13 protein-coding genes are annotated in these 19,515 nt (G+C 73.6%); 7 read left to right on the plus strand and 6 right to left on the minus strand.

Going from position 1 to position 19,515, the window contains the following annotated elements:
* Positions 1-69: 69 nt before the first annotated feature.
* The 3 genes from ACPZVR_RS01890 to ACPZVR_RS01900 all read right to left on the minus strand — a co-directional run bounded on the left by ACPZVR_RS01890 (position 70) and on the right by ACPZVR_RS01900 (position 8,712).
* Entirely contained in the window at positions 70-2,691 is a 2,622-nt protein-coding gene (locus tag ACPZVR_RS01890; protein WP_436697870.1) for a helix-turn-helix transcriptional regulator, read from the minus strand.
* A gap of 281 nt (positions 2,692-2,972) precedes the next feature.
* Entirely contained in the window at positions 2,973-8,150 is a 5,178-nt protein-coding gene (locus ACPZVR_RS01895) for an Ig-like domain-containing protein (RefSeq protein WP_436697871.1), read from the minus strand.
* A gap of 10 nt (positions 8,151-8,160) precedes the next feature.
* Positions 8,161-8,712, minus strand: a complete 552-nt coding sequence (locus ACPZVR_RS01900) for a hypothetical protein (RefSeq protein WP_436697872.1) — start codon at positions 8,710-8,712, stop codon at positions 8,161-8,163.
* 82 nt (positions 8,713-8,794) lie between these two features.
* Here ACPZVR_RS01900 and ACPZVR_RS01905 point away from each other — a divergent pair, with 82 nt between their 5' ends.
* Positions 8,795-10,270 carry an MFS transporter gene (locus ACPZVR_RS01905; RefSeq protein ID WP_436698216.1) on the plus strand — a complete coding sequence of 492 codons (1,476 nt, stop codon included), beginning with the start codon at positions 8,795-8,797 and terminating at the stop codon, positions 10,268-10,270.
* Here the strand turns inward: ACPZVR_RS01905 and ACPZVR_RS01910 are convergent.
* Both ACPZVR_RS01910 and ACPZVR_RS01915 read right to left on the minus strand, forming a co-directional pair.
* Complete coding sequence (locus tag ACPZVR_RS01910) at positions 10,209-12,764, minus strand: helix-turn-helix transcriptional regulator (protein ID WP_436697873.1); 2,556 nt, start codon at positions 12,762-12,764, stop codon at positions 10,209-10,211. The two genes, ACPZVR_RS01905 and ACPZVR_RS01910, sit on opposite strands and share 62 nt — an antisense overlap.
* A 95-nt stretch (positions 12,765-12,859) precedes the next feature.
* Positions 12,860-13,222, minus strand: coding sequence for a hypothetical protein (locus ACPZVR_RS01915; protein WP_436697874.1), 363 nt, complete (start codon positions 13,220-13,222; stop codon positions 12,860-12,862).
* Positions 13,223-13,395: 173 nt separating this feature from the next.
* Between ACPZVR_RS01915 and ACPZVR_RS01920 the strand changes: the two genes are divergently transcribed.
* From ACPZVR_RS01920 to ACPZVR_RS01935, 4 genes are all read left to right on the plus strand, one after another.
* Positions 13,396-13,974 (plus strand): RNA polymerase sigma factor, encoded by a 579-nt coding sequence (locus ACPZVR_RS01920; RefSeq protein ID WP_436697875.1) that lies wholly within the window; start codon positions 13,396-13,398, stop codon positions 13,972-13,974.
* Positions 13,971-15,020, plus strand: a complete 1,050-nt coding sequence (locus ACPZVR_RS01925) for a hypothetical protein (RefSeq protein WP_436697876.1) — start codon at positions 13,971-13,973, stop codon at positions 15,018-15,020. Before ACPZVR_RS01920 ends, ACPZVR_RS01925 begins: the two co-directional genes overlap by 4 nt.
* Positions 15,021-15,033: 13 nt before the next feature.
* Entirely contained in the window at positions 15,034-15,945 is a 912-nt protein-coding gene (locus ACPZVR_RS01930) for a phosphoribosylaminoimidazolesuccinocarboxamide synthase (RefSeq protein ID WP_436697877.1), read from the plus strand.
* A gap of 119 nt (positions 15,946-16,064) precedes the next feature.
* Entirely contained in the window at positions 16,065-17,621 is a 1,557-nt protein-coding gene (locus tag ACPZVR_RS01935; RefSeq protein ID WP_436697878.1) for a long-chain-fatty-acid--CoA ligase, read from the plus strand.
* Positions 17,622-17,821: 200 nt separating this feature from the next.
* Here ACPZVR_RS01935 and ACPZVR_RS01940 read toward each other — a convergent pair whose 3' ends face one another.
* Positions 17,822-18,331 (minus strand): YflT domain-containing protein, encoded by a 510-nt coding sequence (locus tag ACPZVR_RS01940; protein ID WP_436697879.1) that lies wholly within the window; start codon positions 18,329-18,331, stop codon positions 17,822-17,824.
* A 235-nt stretch (positions 18,332-18,566) separates the two neighbouring features.
* Between ACPZVR_RS01940 and purS the strand changes: the two genes are divergently transcribed.
* A complete protein-coding gene (gene purS, locus ACPZVR_RS01945) occupies positions 18,567-18,824 on the plus strand; it encodes a phosphoribosylformylglycinamidine synthase subunit PurS (protein ID WP_436697880.1) in 258 nt (85 codons plus the stop codon).
* The gene (purQ, locus tag ACPZVR_RS01950; RefSeq protein WP_436697881.1) at positions 18,821-19,489 is read left to right on the plus strand and encodes a phosphoribosylformylglycinamidine synthase subunit PurQ; all 669 of its coding nucleotides are present in this window, start codon (positions 18,821-18,823) and stop codon (positions 19,487-19,489) included. The genes purS and purQ overlap by 4 nt, the downstream gene beginning before the upstream one ends.
* Positions 19,490-19,515 lie beyond the last annotated feature (26 nt).

Here is a 19,515-nt window from a genome sequence, read left to right on the forward strand (position 1 = left end):
GTCGGTCTCGGCAAGGGCACCGGGCCACAAGTCGCCCCGAAAGTCACCCCACCGCGTCGGAGCGGAGGCCTACAGCAGGTCGAGCTCGATCGCGCGCTCGATGACCGCCTTGCGCGAGCTGACGCCGAGCTTGCGGTAGATCCGCTGCAGGTGCGTCTTCACGGTGTTCTCCGACAGGTGCATCGCGGCCGCGAGCTCGCTGCGACTCGGGTGCTGCGCCAGCGCCGCGAGGACGGCCCGCTCCTGCCGGGTCAGCGCCACCACGGTGGGGGCCGCGACGAAGCAGGCCGGGACCGGCGCAGCCAGATGGTCCTGGACCGCCAGGCTGCTGCGCCGCGCCGCGGTCCGGCGCAGGGCGGCGACGTCCTCCGGCGGGAGGTACAGCAGGTGCAGCTGGGCACCGCCGGCACCGACCTGGGCGAGCACCCGCTCCAGCAGGGCGGCCGCCGCCTCCTCCTGGCCGGTGCGCGCGGCGGCCGCCGCGCCCAGGACGAGCAGGGCGGCCAGGGAGCGCGCGGTGTGCCCGCGGTCCGCCTCCCACGCCGGCAGGGCGGCGAGGGTGCCCGCCGCGTCGCCCGCCAGCAGGCCGGCCAGCGCGGCCGCGGGCGCCAGCTGCCCGGCGTACCTCGTGCGGGAGCGCAGCACCGCCGTGGCCCGCGCGTGGTTTCCGGCGGCGAGCCAGGACGCCGCCAACGCGCCCCGGACGGCGGCGGCCCCGACGCTGTCGCCCATCACCGGCGGGGCGGGCGTGCGGCGCAGCAGCTCCTCGACCCGCCGCGCCTCGGCCGCCGCGGTCCCCAGGCCGATATGCGCATGCAGCAGGGTCCAGGTCAGCAGCGGCCAGTGCTCGGTGGTGTCGCGGAAGGTCGTGGCCTCGAAGGCGGCCGCGGCACCGGCGAAGTCGAAGTCGTCGAGCAGCAGGATCGCCTCGCCGATCCGGCCCAGGGCGTTGGCGTAGGACCGGTCCTCGCCCGGACGCCATGCCGCCGGCGTCAGGAGCGACCGCGCCGAGCGGGCCTCGACCGTGCGGCCCTCGAAGGCGCCCAGGCCGACGGCGTACACCGCGGTGTGGTTGCGCACCACCGGGTCCGTGGCCATCGCGACCGCGCGCGCGGTGCTGTCGCGCGCGCCCTCGGGGTCGCCCGCGAGGAACTGCGAGTAGGCGAGGTTGCGCAGCGCCATCGGGCCGAGGAAGGCGACCCGCTCGCGATCGCCGTCCGGCATCCGCTCGTGGAAGGACAGCGCCTCCGCGGCCGCCCGCCCGGACTCCTCGACCCGGCCGAGCAGGCGCAGGCTGACGACCTTCGCGACGTACCCGAGGAGGTACTCGCCGGCGGTCGGGTTCGCGAACCGGGGCCCGTCCCAGCGCGCGGAGATCCGGAAGTAGTCGGCCGCCGCGCCGCGCAGCGACGGGTCACGGAAGCAGGCCAGCCCGCGGCCGAAGGCCAGCGCGGGGAACTGGGTGAGCGCCCGGCTCGGGACGGAGGCGAGGTGGCGGTCCACCAGGCCGGCCGACGTGGCGTCCTGGGTGGTCACCACCACCGCGGCGTAGACCCGGGCCGCGATGCTGAAGAGGCCGGCGCCGACGGCCATCTCCAGAGCCGCCTCGTAGCTGCCGTGGCGATACAGCCACGACGCGCTGCGCTCCGCCGCCCGCCGCTGCTCGTCGGCGGGCTGCCGGCGGGCCTCGGCGAGCATCGCGTCGCGCAGCGGCTCGACGTACTGGAAGACCTGGTGGCCCGGCGCGAAGGGGATCCAGCGTCCGAAGCCGTTCCACTCCAGGTCGTCGAGGATCTCCTTCACCTCCGCCGGTCCGGTGACCCCGGGCAGGGCGGCGGCCAGCTCCAGGGCCAGCTCGGCGTCGAAGTACGGCGGCACGCTGGTCGCCAGCACGAAGGGGTACGCCGCGCCGCGGGCGAGCTGGCCCCGCAGGTCCTCGGCCACCAGGGCCTGCCAGGCGGGGTCGCGGTGGCCCGCCGCGGCCCGCGGTCGGTCCTGGGGCCGGGCCAGCAGCGCGGCGCGCAGCGCCAGCGGGTAGCCGTGCGTCGCCGTGTACAGGGCCGGCGCGGCATCGGCACGCCTCGGGTCGCCGAACGCGGCCACCAGGTCGCGGGTCTCGTCGAGGGTGAAGGCGAGGTCGTCCTCGGTGAGCACGTGCACCTCGCCGCGCAGGCTGCGGGCAGGGCCGGCGAGACCACCGGGCGTCCGGGTCGTGATGACGACCCGGAGCCGCGGGACCAGACGGACCAACCGGAGCAGGTCGGTGTCCACCTGCGCCGCCGCGGCGCGGACCTTCTCGTAGGCGTCGACCACGAGCACCGGACGGTCGCGGCCGGTGAGACCGCGGGCGATCACCGCGGCCGGGTCGGAGCTCGACTCGATCTCGGTCAGCAGGCCGGTCGCCGTACCGTCCACGATCCCGACCCGGCCCGCCGCCGCCAGCACGGTCTGCCAGAAGGCGGAGCGGGACTCGAGGTCGTTCTCGAGCGTCACCCAGACGACCTCGGCGGCAGGGTCGGCGGCAGGGTCGGCGTCAGGGTCCGGCGGGACCAGGGTGTCCACCCAGGCCCGGACCAGGCTCGTCTTCCCGAACCCGCTGGGCGCCGCGAGGACCGTCAGGGGCGTGGTCGCCCCGTCGAGGGCGTCGTGCAGTCGGGCTCGCGACAGGAGCACGGGACTCCCTGTCGCCATCGCTCCTCCTCGACCCGAGTCGACGAGACCATCATCGCGTACGACGGGTGCGGGAGGGGAGGGAGGTGCGACCCGGACCGGCCTGGGGGGAGTGGGCCGTCCGGGTCGCACCCGTCTGCCGGCGTCGTCGCCCCACCCGCGACGCCGGAGCTGTGCGCGGTCCGCGGATGCGGAACCACGCGCCGCCGGTCAAGCCAACGCGCACCGCCGTGGTGGCGGCAACGCGGCGAGGCGGATGTCGCCCGTCATGTCACCCGTCCGTCCGCTCGCACCGCTCGCCCTCATCCCAGCGGGACGGCGGTGACGACGAGGTTCTTGGTGTAGTGGAAGTTGCCGTTGCGGTAGGTGACCCGGCCGGTGCAGGTGACCAGGGTGAGCTGGTGCTCGCCGGTGGTGGAGGTGGCGGTGCCGGTGAGTCCTCGGGTGCGGGGCTGGGTGGTGATGGTCTTGATCCGGTAGCGCTGGAGGTCTCCGCCGGCGGTGCGGACGGTGATGACCTGGCCGGGGCGGGCCTTGCGGAGCCTGCCGAAGGCGCCGGGCCGGTCGCCGCGGTCGGAGACGTGGCCGGCGATGACCGTGGACCCCACGGCGTCGCCGGGGGCGGCGGAGCGGGAGAGCCAGCCGCCGCGAGCGGTGTCGGTGGGGATGACCATCGACCGCTTGCGGATGCCGACGGTCTCGATCCGGGCGTCGAGCCCGATGCCGGGGATCTTGATCCTGGTGGGCCGGATCCGCCGGTCGGTCGTGCCGTGGTCGGCACGGACGCCGGTGTAGCCGGTCTTGACCTGGACCTTGCCCGGGATCGCGGGCCGGTGGACGAGCGTGGTCGACTCCGGGGACGCACACGACTGGGTGCTGGCGGTGTTGTCGCCGTCGGCGCCGGTGGTGGCGACCCAGGTGTAGTGGCCGGGCCTGGTGACCTCGACCGGGGGCAGCGCGGTGGTGCCGTTCACCGGCGTGAACGCCACCGTCGCGACCGCGGCGGCGGGGGTGCACATCGCGGGCGACGCCTTCTTCGCGGGACCGTAGAGGGTCGCCGTCCCGCTGATCGCCGCGCGGGCCGTCGTGGGGCGGGTCGCGGGGTTGATGCCGGTGATGGTGACGCTTCCGGTGAGCGCGAGCGGCCGGGGCTGTCCGGCCTTGGTGAGCCGGAGGGTCGCCCGGTCGGGTGCGTGGACGGTGATCGTCGGCCCGGAGGTCGGCGACGGCTTGGGCTGGACGGTGACCTCCACGACGGCCTCGGCGCACTGCACGGGTACCGCGGTGTCGCAGACCTCGACGACGTAGCTGTCGGTGCCGCTGAACCCGTGGGCGGGACTGTAGGTCACCGCGCCGGTGGCCGGGTCGATCGCGATGCTGCCGTGCTCGGGCGAGGTGATCGACGTGGTCGCCGCCGGCGCGAGCGGGCTGCCGGCGACGGTGGCCAGGTCGTCGAGTCCCGTCGTGACCGGGGTGTTGTACGCCGTCGTGACGGACGCGCCCGTCGTGAACACGTTGTCGACGGTGACCGTGACGGTGGCCTCGTCGCAGACCGGCGTGGGCGTGGAGGTGTCGCAGACCTCGTAGTCGTAGCTCGTCACGCCGGAGAATCCCGCGTCCGGGGTGAAGGTGATGTTGCCATCGCTGACCGTGGCCGTGCCGCCGGTCGGGTCCGAGGTGACCCGCGGCGCCGCCCATGCCTGCGCGGAGGCGCTCGTGTCGTTGTCCCGCACGTCGGTGACGACGGCATCGCCGGCGGTCGTCGCTGCGGTGTCGTCGTTCGCGATCACGGTGTTCGCGCCCACCGTGACGGGCACGGTGATGTCGGCACACTCGCGCGGAGTGGCCGTGTCGCAGACCTCGACCACATAGGAGTCGCTGCCGCTGTAGCCACCGGTGGGGCTGTAGGTCACCGCCCCGGTGGCCGCGTCGATCGACAGCCCCCCGTGCTCGGGGGCCTGGACCATCGTGACGGCGGTCGGAGCGAGCGGCTTGCCCTGGGTGGTCGCGATGCTCGACAGCGGGGTCGTGACCGGCTGGTTGTGCATCGTGCTCACCCCGGCGCCGGGGACGAAGGCGTTCTGCACGGTCACCCCCACCTCGGCGGAGTCGCAGACGTCGAGGTGGAGATAGGCGGTGAGCCCGATGAACTCGGCGGTGCCCTCCACGGTGACCCGGGTCTGGTAGACGTAGTGGTCTGTCCCGGAGAAGGCGGCCTGCGGGGTGTAGGTGATCCTCCCGTCGGAGCCGGCGCTCGCCGTGCCTCCGTCCGGCTGCACCGACACCGTCGTGACGGCCGTGACGCCCTCGACGCCGACGTCGTTGGCGTGCACGTCCGTGGTCACCGGGGTCGCGACGGTCGTCGCCGCGGTGTCGTCCTCGGCGGTGATGCCGACCGCCACCATCATCAGGATGTCGTCGTTCTCCGGATCGGCGACGATCAGCCGGTCGTTGTCGGGGGCGGCGATCCAGGTCGGCGTGCGCGTGTCCCACCGCTGGGCCACGGACTGGGCGTAGCCGGAGCCGTTCGGCGTCAGCTGGAGCAGACGCCGGTTGTCGGTGTCGGCCACGAGCACCACGCCGTCCGGTCGGACGGCCACCCCGATCGGCCCGCTGACGCTGGTGGACACCACGCTCAGGGCGTAGTCGGGACCGGACGGGGTCAGCTTCACGACCCGGCCGTTGCCGCGGTCGACGACGAAGAGGTTGCCGTCGGCGTCGACCGCGACGCCGCGCGGGCTGTCGAGGCCGGAGGCGACCAGCGACGAGGTGTAGGACCCGCCGGACGGCGTCAGCCGGTGGACGTGGCCGCTGCTGCGCTCGGTGAAGAACACGTTGCCGTCGGCATCGACGGCGACGCCGGCAGGCCGCTGGAGGTCGCCGGCGAGGACGGTCCTGGTCGTGTAGTCGCCGTCGTCGTCGGACCAGGTGAGCTTGACGATCTCGTGGTCGCCCTCGTCGGCGTAGTAGACGTTGCCCTGCGCGTCCGCCGCGATGCCCTGCGGGTCCAGGCCCTGGCCGTCGTCGATCGTCGACGGGCCGGCGCCCGGCGCCCAGGCGGCCACCTCGGCCCCGCCGGGATCGGAGATGAAGACGAAGTTCCTCGGGTCGGTCGCGACCCCGGCCGGCTCGGAGAAGTCGTCATCGCTGACGACCACGTCGTAGCCGTACTCCTTCGACGGGATGTCGCCGCAGCCGTCGGACGTGGTGACGGTGATGCTGACCCGGGCGACCGCGCAGACCTGGTCGGCCTCGTCGCGGATCAGGTAGTCGTAGTGGTCGGTGCCCGTCCAGCCGGGCGTCGGCGTGTAGGTCACCGTGCCGTCGTCGTTGACCTCGGCGGTGCCGTGGCCCGGTGCGTCGACGATGCTGGGCGCGCCGAGGACGGCGTTGGCGATGTCGTTGGCGCGCACGTCGGTCGTGACCGATCCGTTCGCCCCGACCGTGGCGGCGTCGTCGCGGGCATCGACTCTCGCCGGGCCCAGCATGACGACCTCGTTGATGCTGGCGTCGGTGGCGAAGACGGTCCCGTCCGGGCCGACCGCGACGCCACTGGGGCCGTTCTCGTCGCCCCAGCCCGGCAGTTCCGACTCCGTCCACCCCGACCCGGAGGGGGTCAGCACGAGGATCCGGCGGTTCCAGGTGTCGGCGACGTACAGCCGGCCGTCACCGTCGAAGCCGAGCCCCTCGGCGTCCTGGACGGAGCTCGTGACCGTGACCAGGTCGTAGCTGCCGTTCCCGAGATCCTCGAGTCGCTGCACGCCGTCGGCGCTGAGGACGAAGACCTGGCCGTCGTCGTCGAGCTCCACGTCCTGGCCGTACTCGAGACCGGTGGCGAGGACCTGCTGGCCGTACGACGACGCCGCACTCAGCCGCAGCAGCCTGCCCTCGGCCCCGCCGACGTCGCTGGTGATGACGTAGAGGTCGCCGTTGTCGGCGACGTCGATCCCGGCCGCCCAGGAGAGGTCGGAGCCGGTGGCGACGGTGGTGCTGGTGTAGGTCGAGCCCGACGGGGTGAGCCGGACCACGGTCGCGGTGCTCCAGGAGGTGACGTAGAGCGTTCCGTCGTCGGCGATGGCGAGGTTGGACACCCCCGGCAGGCCGGACACGGCCACGGAGCGGACGTAGCCCGATGCCGTCGGCGTGAGCCTCACGATCTGGTCGTTGTCGGGGTCGGGGACCAGGACGCTGCCGTCGGCGTCCACCTCGATGTCGCCCGGATAGTCGATCCCCGCCGGCAGGATGGTCCGGGCGTGGCCGCCGGTGGTGCCGAGCGGGTCGCAGGCGTTGCCCTGCGTGACCGTGACGGTGACCTTCGCGGTCGCACAGACGGTGTCGGTGGTGTCGCGGACGGCGTACGTGTAGGTGTCGGTGCCGGAGAAGCCGGCGGCCGGCGTGTAGGTGATCGTGCCGTTCGGGTTGACGGTCGCGGTGCCGTGGGCCGGGTTCCTCGCGATGGTGGGCGCGTCGGCCAGGTCGGCACCCCGGGCGCTGTCGTTGGTGAGCACGTCGGTGGTGACGGCGTCGCCGGCGGCGGTCGTCGCGGCGTCGGCCTCGGCGGCGACCGCGAGCGGGGTCAGCTTGACCACCCGGTCGTTGCCGGTGTCGGAGACGTAGATGTTGTCGTCCTCGTCGACGGCGACGTCGTAGGGGTCGGACAGACCGGTGGCGGGGAGCGTCGACTGGGCGAAGTTCCAGCCGCCCGGTCCGGCGAGCGTCAGCATCACGACCCGGTCGTTCCCGGTGTCCGCGACGACGAGCCGGTTCTGGGAGTCCAGGTCCAGTCCGTGCGGGGAGCTCAGGTCCGTGCCGAGGGCGGTGCCCGCCGCCGCGCCGCCCTTGTCCAGGACGCGCACGGTGTCGTCGGAGGCGGTGACGAACATCGTCGTCGGGCCGGCGGCCTCGATCCCGGTGACGACGGCGGGAGCCGTCGACTGGAGCGCCGCCTGGGCGTAGCCGGACTGACCCGGGGTCAGCTTGACGACGCGCTGGTTGGGGACGTCCCCGACGTACACGACGCCCCCGCCGTCGACGTCCAGCGCCTGCGATCCGCCGAGCCCCCAGGCCACGTTGCCCTGGTAGTACATGCCGCCCGACAGGGTGAGCCGCTCCACCTTGCCGTTCGGGGTGTCGGCGACATAGATCGTCCCGTCCGTCCCCACGGCGAGCCCGTACGGCGAGAAGGCCCCGCCGGTGCCCTCCTTGGTGTAGTCGTCGCCCGACGGGGTCAGCCGGGCCAGCTCGCTGCCGTCGTCGCTGACGCCGCCGACGTAGACGACGCCGTCGCCGTCGACGTCGATCCCGCGCGGCGTGTGCATGTCGGTGCCGATGGTCGACTGCCGGTAGCCGGACGCCGTCAGGGCGTCGCAGCCGACCGTCGCCGCCTGGGCGGCGGGCGCCAGCGTCGTCGCGGCGCCGGTGATCACCAGTGCCCCGCTGGCGGCCAGTGCCGCGGCGAGTGCGATCCGGGGGAGCTTCATGGGGGGCGCCTCACTTGTCCTGGTCGGTGCTGTTGACGGCGCGGACGACGCACGACGTCCCCGCGGGTGCCGCGAAGGCGCGTTCGGCCGTCCACGTGCCGGTCTCGCCGGGGGCGACGGTGACCGTCGCCGACGCGGAGTCGACGATCCGCGCCTGCGGGTCGGTGAAGAACACCAGCACGGTGAAGCCCTGCTCGGCGGTGCCGGGGTTGGCGGCGGTGCCCTCGGCCCGCCAGCCGTCGGCGGTGGCCTCGCAGCCGGTCTGCGCGACGAGTTCGTAGAGGTCCGGGACGTTGTCGAGTGCCGCGCCCGTGGGGATCGCGTGCTGCGTGCCGGTGAAGGCCGGCGCCGTGCGCCGCGCGGTCGTCGCGCTCCCGTCGGCGCCCGAGGGCTCGTCGGTGGGCCTGCTGGGCGCCCCGCCCGACGAGGAGGGCTCCTCGCCGGTGGACGGACCGCCCGCGCAGGCGGCGAGCGCCAGGGCGGCGGTCGTCGCCGTGCAGGCGAGGGTCAGTCGCCGGGAGGAGGGCAGGCGGAGGCAGGAGGGAGTGCGGGGAGCGCGCATCGTCGGGGAGCAACTTTCGGTCCGCGGTGCGGACCATGCGCACCGGCGCACCCAGCGAACCTCCACCATTACTCGGGTGACAATGCTCCGTCCCGGATGTCGCCCGCCGGGTCACCCGCTCCTGGCCGTCATCGTGCTGCTGGCCGTCGTCGAGGTGGCCAGCGGCGTGATCCAGGGCTACTACGGGCCGATCATGGTCGACATCGCCCACGACCTCGACGTGCGGTACGCCGACCTCAACTGGCTCGAGGCCTCGCAGCTGATCTTCTCGGCGCTGGTCGTGCCACCCCTGACCCGGTTGGGCGACCTGATCGGGCACCGGCGGGTGCTCGTGGTCGCGACCGCCGTCACCGCCGCGGCGACCTGGGGGATCGCGTTCGCCCCGAGCTTCCCGCTGATGCTGGTCGCGTGGACCCTCCAGGGCGTCTACGTCGTCTGGCTGCCGATCGAGGTCGCGGTGATCCACCGCCGGACCGCGGGCCGGCCCGACCAGGGCAGGGTCACCCGCAGGGTGGCGGCGATCCTGGTGGCGACGCTGGAGCTCTCGGTGATCGTGGCGGCGGTGCTCGCCGGTCAGCTCGCGGACCGCGTCTCGGTGACGACCATGCTGGTCCTGCCCGCGGTGGTGGTCACGCTGTGCCTCCCGGTGCTGGCCCTCCTGGAGGAGGTGCCCGGCCAGCGCGGCGGCCGGTTCGACTGGGGTGGTCTGGGGCTGATGGCGCTGGCCGTCCTGGCGGTCCTGGGCGGCCTCGTGCTGATCCGGGTCGACGGAGTGACGTCCGTGCCGGCCTGGCTGCTGGTGCTGGCCGGCGCCGCGCTCCTGGTCCTGTGGTGGCGCTACGAGTCCCGCCACGCCGACCCGCTGGTCGACGTCCGGCTGCTGGCCCACCCCGCCCAGTGGAGCGTCCAGGCGACCGCCTTCCTGGTCGGCATGTCCCTGCTCGGGGCGCAGGTGCCGTTGTCGACGTACTTCCGCAGCGACCCGGCCGTGCACGGCTACGGCTTCGGGCTGACCGCGGCCGAGGGCTCGGCGCGGATCGCGCTCTACGTCGCCTGCCTGGCGGTGGGCGCGCTGTCCCTGGGCCCGGCCAGCAGGGTGCTGGGCGCCCGGCGCGCGATGGTGGTCGGCTGCGTCGTCTACGCCGTCGGGTACCTCGCGTGGCTGCCCCTGCACGCGAGTCCGGCGGCGGCCTGGGGGGTGATGGCGGTGATCGGCCTCGGGACGGGCGGGCTGGTGGCGGCGATCCCGGCAGCCGCGGCGGCGGCCGCGCCGCCCGGTCGGGTGGGCTCGGCGACCGGGCTCACGAACGCGGCCAAGACCATCGGCGGTGGCATGGCCTCGTCGGTCTTCGCGATCTGCCTGGCCAGCACCGGCACGCTCCGGCTCAGCGGCGGCAGCATCGGGGGCTACTACGCGGTGTGGTCGATCTGCGCGGCGTCCGGTCTCCTGGCCGCGGTCGTGCTCGCGGGCACGGCCCGCCGGAGCGCCGCCGTGGTCAGCGCGGAGTCAGCAGGTCCAGCTCGATCGCCTTCTGGACGACCGCCTCGCGGGAGTTGACGCCCAGCTTGCGGTAGATCCGCTGCAGGTGGGTCTTCACGGTGTTCTCGGAGACGTGGAGGGCGGCCGCGGCCGCCGCGCGCGTCGGGTACCGGGCGAACGCGGCGATCACGGTGCGCTCCTGCGGCGTCAGCGGCGCGGTCACGATCTCCCCGCTCATGCAGTCCGGCACCGGCGCGGCCAGGTGGTCGCGCAGGGCCGTGTCGCCCTGGTCCGCGGCGAGGGCGCGCAGCCCGGCCAGGTCGGGCGCCGGGAGGTACATGAGGTGCGCCCGCGCGCCGCGCGGGCCGACGATCGCGAGCGCCCGGTCCAGGAGGGCGGCCGCCGTGTCGGCGCGGTCCGCGCGAAGCGCGGCCGCGGCGCCGAGCGTGAGCAGCGCGGCCGTGGACCGGGTGGTGTGGCCGGGCCGGGTCTCCATGCGGGGCAGCGCCCCCAGGGCGTCGGTCGCCTCACCGGCGAGCAGCCGGCTGAGCAGGACCGCGGGAGCCAGCTGTCCGGCGTACCTCGTCCGGGTGCGCAGCAGCGGGCCGGCCTTGGTGCGGTTGCCGGCCGCCAGCCAGAGGACGGCCAGGGTGGCGCGTACGGCGGCGCCGCCCAGGCTGTCGGCGGTGCCGGGTGGCGCGGGGATGCGGGCCAGGGCGGCCTCGACCCGGTGGGCCTCGGTCGCCGCGTGCCCCAGGCCGAGCCGGGCGTGCATCAGGGTCCAGGTCACGAAGGGCCAGAACTCCGAGGCGGTGACGAAGGGGCAGTCGTCGTACTCGGCGACGGAGCCGGTGAGGTCGAAGTCGTCGAGCAGCAGCGCGGCCTGCCCGATCCGGCCCATCGCGTTGACGTAGGTGCGCGTCTGGCCGGGCCGCCAGGCGCCGGGGTCGACGTGGGCCTGCGCCGCGCGGGCCTCGCCGCACCGCCCGTCGAGGGCATTGAAGCCGACCGCGTAGACGGCGGTGTGGTTGAGCGTCTCCGGTCGGGTGCTCATCGTGATCGCCCGCGTCGCCGCGGTGCGGGCGGCCTCGATCTGGGCGTCCTGGAAGAGCGAGTAGCCGAGGTGGCGCAGGGTGGTGGCGCCGAGGTCGGCGACGTGGTGCTGCTCCCCGTCGGGGATGGTGTCGAAGTGGGCCAGCGCCTGCTGGGCAGCGCGCCCGGAGTCGTCGAACCGACCCAGCGCGCGCAGGCTCGCGACCTTGGCGGTGTGCACCATCAGCACCTCGCCGGGCGTCGCGCCGGGCGGGGGATGGCTGACGGAGGCGGGGATCCGGAAGTACTCCGCCGCGGCGCCGAGGGTGGCGGGGTCGCGGTGGCACGCCAGTCCGCGGCCGAGTGCGAGAGCGGGGTACTGGGTGAGCGCCCGGCTCGGGACGCTCGCCAGCTGCCGGTCGAAGCGGGCGGTCGTGATCGTCTCCGGGTTGCTCGCCACCAGCGCGGCGTAGCCCCGGCCGGCCACGTCGTACTGCCGGGCGTTGACCGCGACCTCGAAGGCCGTCTCGAAGTTCCCGTTGCGGTAGAGCCAGGTCGCCGCCAGCCGGGCGTGGCGCGCCTGGGTCGCCGCCGGGAGTCGCGCGGCGTCCGCCAGCATCGCGGTCCGCAGCGACTCGACGTACTGGAAGACCTGCCGCCCCGGCGCGAACGGGATCCAGCGGCCGAAGCCGTTCCACTCCAGCTCGGCCAGCGTCTCCTTCACCTCCGTGGTGCCGGCCAGCTCGGCGGCGAGCTCGGTGTCGAAGTACGGCGGCAGGCAGGTCGCGAGGACCAGGTCGTAGGCGGCGCCGGTGCCGAGCTGGATGCGCAGGTCCTCGGCGACGAGCGACTGCCAGTCCGGCGTGGTCGGGTCCGTCGCGGCGCGCGCGAGCGACAGCATGCCGGCGCGCACGGCGAGCGGGAAGCCGCCCGTGGCCGCGTGCAGCTGGTCGGCCCGCTCGGCGACCCCCGGCTCGCCGAAGGCCCGCAGCAGTTCGCGGGTCTCGTCCGCGGTGAAGGCGAGGTCGGCCGCGGTGAGGAGCTCGACCTCTCCGCGCAGCGTCCGGCCGGGACTGGCGAGACCGGTGGCGGTACGCGTGGTGACGACGACCTTGAGCTCCGGGCAGAGCCGGACCAGCTGGGACAGGTCGGCGTCGACCGGCCCGGTGTCGTCGCGCAGCCGCTCGTGGGCGTCGACCACCAAGACGAGCGGGCCGCGGTCGGCGAGGGCGCTCGCGACGAGCGCGGCCAGGTCCGCCGTGCGCTCGACGTCGTCGACCAGCCCGGCCGCCTCCGCGGCGGGCAGCACGTCGAGGCGGCCGGCGTTGGTCAGCACGGCCTGCCAGAAGTTGGTCCGCGCCACGTGGTCGGTCTCGAGGGTGACCCAGACGACCTCCCCGGGCCGGTGGGCGGCCACCCAGCAGCGCACCAGGCTGGTCTTGCCCGAACCGCTGGGTGCCGACAGCACGATCAGCCGCGGTTCGTCCTGGTCCAGCCGCGCGTGCAGCCGGGGACGCGCGAGCAGGACCGGTCCCGTCATGAGTCGCCACCTTTCGGGGTGACTCTAGTGTCGCCGGGCGGCCGGGGAAGCCGAATCCGAGACGCGACCGGTGGTGCCGCTCGCGGGGCGCAGGGTCAGGCGCGGGCTTCGCCGCCCCAGTTCGCGAGCTTCACGGCGATGTCGTGCAGCCGGCTCTCCGGGACGCCCTCGGCCTCGAACGCCAGCTGGACGTGGTCGTCGGAGGTGCGGGTGAGGCCGACGCGGCCGGCCTCGGGCAGGTGCTCGATGATCCGGACCAGGCGGTTCCCGATCCGGCCGAGCTGCGAGGCGTGCTCGTCGGAGAGCTGGCCGAGGGCCTCGGGCTCGCGGTGGTGAAGGGTCAGGCCGAGCCGGTCGCCGGCGTCGTGGCGGGCGAGGATCCAGACCTCGTCCTCCCAGATCACCTGGCCGGGGGCGAAGGACGTGCTGTCGATGAGCGGCTGCGCGGACTCCGTCATGGCCTCACTCTGCCATCTGCTCCCCCGGCGTCGCCCGGCGCCCCTGGGTCGGTGCGGCTCACCTACCGAATTCGTCGTCGCGGAGCCTGGTTGACGACAATTCCGGTCGGTGGACCGCGCGGGCCGCGGCCCGGCGCTGCAACGATCGTCCCGGAGCCGGACATGGGAGAGGCATGAGCGACATCGCGGGCCCGGGCTCGGCCCGGGAGGACGACTTCCGCCGCCTGTACTCCGCGCACTTCGACGCGGTGCTCGGCTTCGCCCTGCGCCGGACCGACCGACCCGAGGACGCGGCCGACGTCACCGCCGACACCTTCCTGGTCGCCTGGCGCCGCCTGGGGCACGTGCCGCCGGGGGAGGGCACCCGGCCGTGGCTCTACGGCGTCGCGCGGCGCACGCTCGCCAACCATCGCCGCGGCGAGGGGCGCCGGGCGGCGCTCGGCGAGCGGCTGCGGCTCCAGATCGCCCAGGCCATGGCCGATCTGGCCGACGACGTGGTGCACCGGGCCGACGTGACCGCCGCGATGAAGCGGCTCAGCGCTCGCGACGAGGAGGTTCTCCAGCTGCACCTGTGGGAGGGCCTCGAGCCGCGTGAGATCGCCGAGGTGCTCGGCGTCCCCGCCGCCGTCGTACGGCCCCGGCTGTCGCGGGCCCGGACCCGGCTGCGGGACCTGCTCGGCAACGATCCGCCCCGCCCCGGACATCTCCCTGCAGAACCCGTCACCGCCACCCGGAAGGAAGGGCCCCGATGAACCGCACCATCACCGACGCCGGTGTCGCCGGCCTCGCCGTCCACGAGGGTCGCGCCGAGCTGCTGGAGGAGATCATGACCCTCGCCCCGATCGACACCACCGAACCCGCTCCGCCCGGCCGGTACCGCCGGGCGCTGCCCGTCCTCGTCGCCGTGGCGGCGGTCGCGACCGTGGTCGCCGGAACGGCCTGGCTCGGCCGACAGGGCGACGACGGCTCCGCCGTGACCGCGACGCCCGGTCGGGGCAGCGGCGAGCTCGCCGTCCTGGAGGCACCGGGCTGGGTGTTGACCTACGCCAGGGTCGACGACCAGGGCGGCGACCTGGTCTACCGGAGCGGCGACGAGGCGGATCTGGAGATCAACTGGCGCCCCGCCGACGCGTACGCCGGATATGTGACCGATCGCGAGGACATCGGGGTCAGCGAGGACGTCGAGGTGCTGGGCGCTCCGGCACGCCTGTGGGCCTACGCGGACGACGACCACACGGTGATCCGCGAGGTGGTCGGCGAGCACACCATCGAGGCGCGGGGCACGGGCCTCTCCAAGCGCGCCTATCTCGCGTTGCTCGACCGGCTCACGCCGCTGGATCCGGCCGACGCCCGCGACCACCTCCCGGCGAAGGCGTTCGCCGACGCCGGCTACGAAGCGCCGGGAAGCTATCGTCCGCTCATCCCGGACCGGCCCGCCCTGATCCGGGCTCCGGGCTGGTCGCTGGGCATGGAGGACCATCAGTACTTCTACGAGCGCGGCCGCGCGCAGGTTCTCATGTCGCCGGTCGGCGGCGTCGAGGACCCGTTCGTCTACGACCGCTACCTCGAGGCCGACGTCCGCGAGGAGATCACGGTGCTGGGCGAGCGGAGCCTTCTCGCCGAGTGGAAGGAGGCGGACGGCACGCAGTACCGGGTCGCCGCCGTTCCTGCCACCTCGACCTCGGCGCTGATCTTCGAGGGCACCGGGCTGACCCGCAAGGAGTTCCTCGAGGTCGTCGCCTCGGCGGAGTGGGTCTCGTCCGAGGAGTACGCGGCGGCGGTCACCGGACGGGGCTGAATAGGCTACGCCCGTGACGCTCGCGAACATCCCGCCCGCCCCGGAGCTCCCCGGCGCCCGCCACCTGCACTCCGGCAAGGTGCGCGACCTCTACGAGCTCACCGAGGGACCGCACGCCGGCAAGCTCCTCATGGTCGCCAGCGACCGGCTCTCGATCTTCGACTTCGTGTTGGAGACGACGATCCCCGACAAGGGCGAGATCCTCACCCGGATGTCCCTGTGGTGGTTCGAGCAGCTGGCGTCGCTGGTGCCGCACCACGTGGTCTCGACGGAGGTCCCCGAGGCGGTCCGCGGCCGCGCGGTGGTCTGCGAGCGGCTCGAGATGTTCCCGGTGGAGTGCGTCGCCCGCGGCTACCTCACCGGCTCGGGCCTCCTCGACTACCGCGCCTCCGGCCCCGATCACCGCGTGTGCGGCATCGCCCTGCCCGCCGGCCTCGAGGACGGCAGCCGACTGCCGGAGCCCATCTTCACGCCCGCGACCAAGGCCGAGCTCGGCGACCACGACGAGAACGTGTCGTACGACGCGGTGGCCGCCACCGTGGGTGCCGAGACCGCGGCGGCGCTGCGCGACCTGACCCTGCGGGTCTACGGGCGGGCCGAGGAGATCGCCCGCGTACGGGGGATCCTGCTGGCCGACACCAAGTTCGAGTTCGGCGTGGTCCCCGGCGGCGACGGCCGGATCGTGCTCGCCGACGAGGTGCTCACCCCCGACTCCTCCCGCTACTGGCCCGCGGACCAGTGGCAGCCCGGCCGCACCCAGCCGTCGTACGACAAGCAGATCGTGCGCAACTGGGCGCTCTCGCCGGAGAGCGGCTGGGACAAGGAGTCCGGTGCGGCCCCGCCGCCGTTGCCCGCCGAGGTCGTCGAGCGCACGCGGCGCCGCTACATCGAGGCCTACGAGCTCCTCACCGGCGAGACCTTCTGAGCCGCGCGGGTCGCGGTCCGCCACGAGCTGCTCATCCGGGTCCGGGGCACAAGAGGCCTCCGGCGGGATTGGGCGCGCGACCAGTGACCGGGCTCACGACCGGCCAGTAGTTTGTGCGCATGACGAACCTCGCCGAGTTCCTCGAGAACAGCGCCCAGAACTTTCCCGACCGCACCGCGATCGTCTTCGGGGACACGCGACTGTCCTACCCGCAGGTCGACGGCGCGGCCAACCAGGTCGCCAACCTCCTGGTCTCGCGGGGGATCCGGCCCGGTGACAAGGTCGCGCTGAGCTGCCCGAACCTGCCGTACTTCTCGATCATCTACTTCGGCATCCTCAAGGCCGGCGCGACCGTCGTCCCGCTCAACGTGCTGCTCAAGGGCCGCGAGGTCGCCTACCACCTGGGCGACTCGGACGCGAAGGCCTACTTCGCCTTCCAGGGCACGCCGGACCTCGCGATCGGCGCCGAGGCGCACGCCGGCTTCCAGGAGGCGGACGGCTGCGAGCACTTCTTCGTCATCACCGCCGACCCGACCGCGCCGTCGCCGATCGAGGGCACCGAGACCTTCGGGCAGGCGCTCGCCGGTCAGGCCCCGACCTTCGACACCGTCGCGGTGGACGACGACGACACGGCCGTCATCCTCTACACCTCGGGCACCACCGGTCAGCCCAAGGGCGCCGAGCTGCGGCACCGCAACATGCGCGACAACGCGCTGTCCGGCACCGACCTGTTCGGCGCCGACCCCGCCCGGCCGGACACCTACCTGTGCGTGCTGCCGCTGTTCCACTCCTTCGGCCAGACCGTCATCCAGAACGGCGGCTTCGCCTTCGGCGGCACGGTCGTCATGCTGCCGCGCTTCGAGGCCGCGCCCGCGATCGGGCTGATGCTCAAGGAGAAGGTCACCTTCTTCGCGGGCGTGCCGACGATGTACTGGGGCCTGCTCAACGCGCTCGACGACAGCGTCGACGTGAAGACGCTCGCCGCCAACCTGCGGGTCGCGGTGGCCGGCGGCGCGGCGCTCCCGGTGGAGGTGCACCACCAGTTCGAGGAGCGCTTCGGCGTCACCATCCTCGAGGGCTACGGCCTCTCCGAGACCTCGCCCGTGGCGAGCTTCTCGCCGTTCGGCTCGCCGGTGCGCGTCGGCTCGATCGGCACCCCCATCCCGGGAGTGGAGATGAAGCTGCTCGTGCCCGAGACGTGGGACGAGGTCACGGATCCGGACGGCATCGGTGAGATCGCCATCAAGGGCCACAACATCATGAAGGGCTACTACAAGCGGCCCGACGCCACGGCCGAGGCGATCGACGCCGACGGCTGGTTCCGCTCCGGCGACCTCGGCCGCAAGGACGCCGACGGCTGGTACTACATCGTCGACCGGTCCAAGGACATGATCATCCGGGGCGGCTTCAACGTGTACCCGCGCGAGATCGAGGAGGTCCTCCTCACCCACCCCGCCGTCTCCCTCGCGGCCGTCATCGGCGTCCCGCACGAGAGCCACGGCGAGGAGATCAAGGCGTTCGTCATCCTGAAGCCGGGCGCGAGCGCCACCCCCGAGGAGATCGTGGCCTGGGGCAAGGAGCAGATGGCGGCGTACAAGTACCCGCGCATCGTGGAGATCGTCGAGGCCTTGCCGATGACCGCCACCGGCAAGATCCTCAAGCGCGAGCTGAGTTGAATGGCGCGAGCGCGGCGCCCGGTCGTGCTCGCCGCCCGGCCGCTCGCTCCGCTCGGGCCGCGGGCGTCGCACGACGTGGCTTCGCCACGTGGTCGCCGCGCTGCCGCGCGCGGTTGGCACGCGTAGGTTCTGCGTCGGTCCGGCGGCCGGCCTGAGTCGGTCGGGGCCGAGCGTGTCGCCTGTCGAAGGCGGCGCGCGGGTCAGCTGAACGGGTTGGGCAGGGCGCCCGGGAGCTTCGTGAGGAGCTCCCGGGCCTGCGCTGCGACCTTGTGCTCGACGAGCACCTCGTAGCGGGTGGCGACGACCGAGCTGACCGACGAGAAGTCCCGTTGCCCGCGGGTGACGGCGTAGCCCGCGAGGGCGAACACCACGCCGAAGGCCAGGCCCAGCAGGACCGTCGAGGCGATGATCGCCAGGGTGTCGCCGGTGCCGAAGAAGCTGAACAGGACGCCCACGAACAGGCCGAACCACAGCCCGCTCATGGCGCCCCCGGCCGCCACCCGGCCGCTGGTGAGGCGACCGGTGATCCGCTCGACCTGCTTGAGGTCGGTGCCGACGATCATGCAGTTCTGGACGGGGAAGCCCTCGTCGGCGAGGAAGTCGACCGTGCGCTGCGCGGTCGGGTAGTCGTCGTAGACCGCGAGCGACTGGGGGAACTCCAGCTTCAGCAGCGAGGAGCGGGCGTACGCGCCGGGCGTCGGGTTGCTCATGCTCCCAGTCTGCTCCTCGTCCGGCAGGAGAGCGGGGAATCGGGCCCCGCGCGGGTCGCCACTAGATGATTGATGCGCGGGGATCGTGCTGCGAGCGGTGCCTGGCGCCGCGCCGGCAAGGCGCCGGCGCGACGGCATGCTGGGCGCACGTCGAGCGTCGGCAACGCCGCCGGAGCGGATGCCAGGCGCCGCGCAGCGTGCGAGACCCGTGCATCAATCATCTAGACTGCGGGCCGTGGCCCGAGTCGTCGTAGCTGTCATGCCGAAGCCCGAGATCCTCGACCCCCAGGGGAAGGCCGTCCAGGGCGCACTGCCCCGGCTGGGCTTCACCGGCGTGACCGACGTCCGCCAGGGCAAGCGGTTCGAGATCGAGTTCGATGGCGAGGTCACCGACGCCATCCTCGCCGAGGTCGACAAGATGGCCGAGACGCTGCTGTCGAACCCGGTCATCGAGAACTACACCGTCACGGTCGAGCAGGGCGTCGCCCCGTGAAGGTCGGGGTCGTCACCTTCCCCGGCTCGCTCGACGACGTCGACGCGCGCCGGGCGGTCCGGATCGGTGGCAACGAGGCCGTCGCGCTCTGGCACGGCGACGCCGACCTCAAGGGCGTCGACGCGGTCATCCTCCCGGGCGGCTTCTCCTACGGCGACTACCTGCGCTGCGGCGCGATCTCCCGGTTCGCCCCGGTCATGGAGCGGGTCGTCGAGGCCGCGAACGCCGGCATGCCCGTCCTCGGCATCTGCAACGGCTTCCAGATCCTCTGCGAGTCCCACCTGCTGCCCGGCGCGCTGATCCGCAACGACCACCGCAAGTTCGTCTGCCGCGACCAGCTGCTGCGCATCGAGAACAACCGGACCCCCTGGACCTCGGCGTACGACGCCGGCCAGGAGATCCGGATCGTCCTCAAGAACGGAGAGGGCGGCTTCGTCGCCGACGCCGAGACCCTCGCCCGGATCGAGGGCGAGGGCCAGGTGGTGGCGCGCTATCTCGAGGTCAACCCCAACGGCTCCCTCGACGACATCGCCGGTGTCGCCAACGAGCGCGGCAATGTCGTCGGCCTGATGCCGCACCCCGAGCACGCCGTGGAGGAGCTGACCGGCAGCGGCCTCGACGGGCTCGGCTTCTTCACCTCGCTCGTCGAGACCGCGTTCGCCTGACGCCTCCGGGTGTGCCCCGGCCCCGG

Origin of the sequence: Nocardioides segetis (assembly GCF_051390595.1) — a bacterium.
Classification (GTDB): Bacteria; Actinomycetota; Actinomycetes; order Propionibacteriales; family Nocardioidaceae; genus Nocardioides.

What these genes read in the sequence shown, in the direction of transcription:
- ACPZVR_RS01890 (WP_436697870.1), bottom strand. Translation starts at nt 2,691, where the DNA reads ATGGCGACAGGGAGTCCCGTGCTCCTGTCGCGAGCCCGACTGCACGAC.
- ACPZVR_RS01895 (WP_436697871.1), bottom strand. Translation starts at nt 8,150, where the DNA reads ATGAAGCTCCCCCGGATCGCACTCGCCGCGGCACTGGCCGCCAGCGGG.
- ACPZVR_RS01900 (WP_436697872.1), bottom strand. Translation starts at nt 8,712, where the DNA reads ATGCGCGCTCCCCGCACTCCCTCCTGCCTCCGCCTGCCCTCCTCCCGG.
- ACPZVR_RS01905 (WP_436698216.1), top strand. Translation starts at nt 8,795, where the DNA reads ATGCTCCGTCCCGGATGTCGCCCGCCGGGTCACCCGCTCCTGGCCGTC.
- ACPZVR_RS01910 (WP_436697873.1), bottom strand. Translation starts at nt 12,764, where the DNA reads ATGACGGGACCGGTCCTGCTCGCGCGTCCCCGGCTGCACGCGCGGCTG.
- ACPZVR_RS01915 (WP_436697874.1), bottom strand. Translation starts at nt 13,222, where the DNA reads ATGACGGAGTCCGCGCAGCCGCTCATCGACAGCACGTCCTTCGCCCCC.
- ACPZVR_RS01920 (WP_436697875.1), top strand. Translation starts at nt 13,396, where the DNA reads ATGAGCGACATCGCGGGCCCGGGCTCGGCCCGGGAGGACGACTTCCGC.
- ACPZVR_RS01925 (WP_436697876.1), top strand. Translation starts at nt 13,971, where the DNA reads ATGAACCGCACCATCACCGACGCCGGTGTCGCCGGCCTCGCCGTCCAC.
- ACPZVR_RS01935 (WP_436697878.1), top strand. Translation starts at nt 16,065, where the DNA reads ATGACGAACCTCGCCGAGTTCCTCGAGAACAGCGCCCAGAACTTTCCC.
- ACPZVR_RS01940 (WP_436697879.1), bottom strand. Translation starts at nt 18,331, where the DNA reads ATGAGCAACCCGACGCCCGGCGCGTACGCCCGCTCCTCGCTGCTGAAG.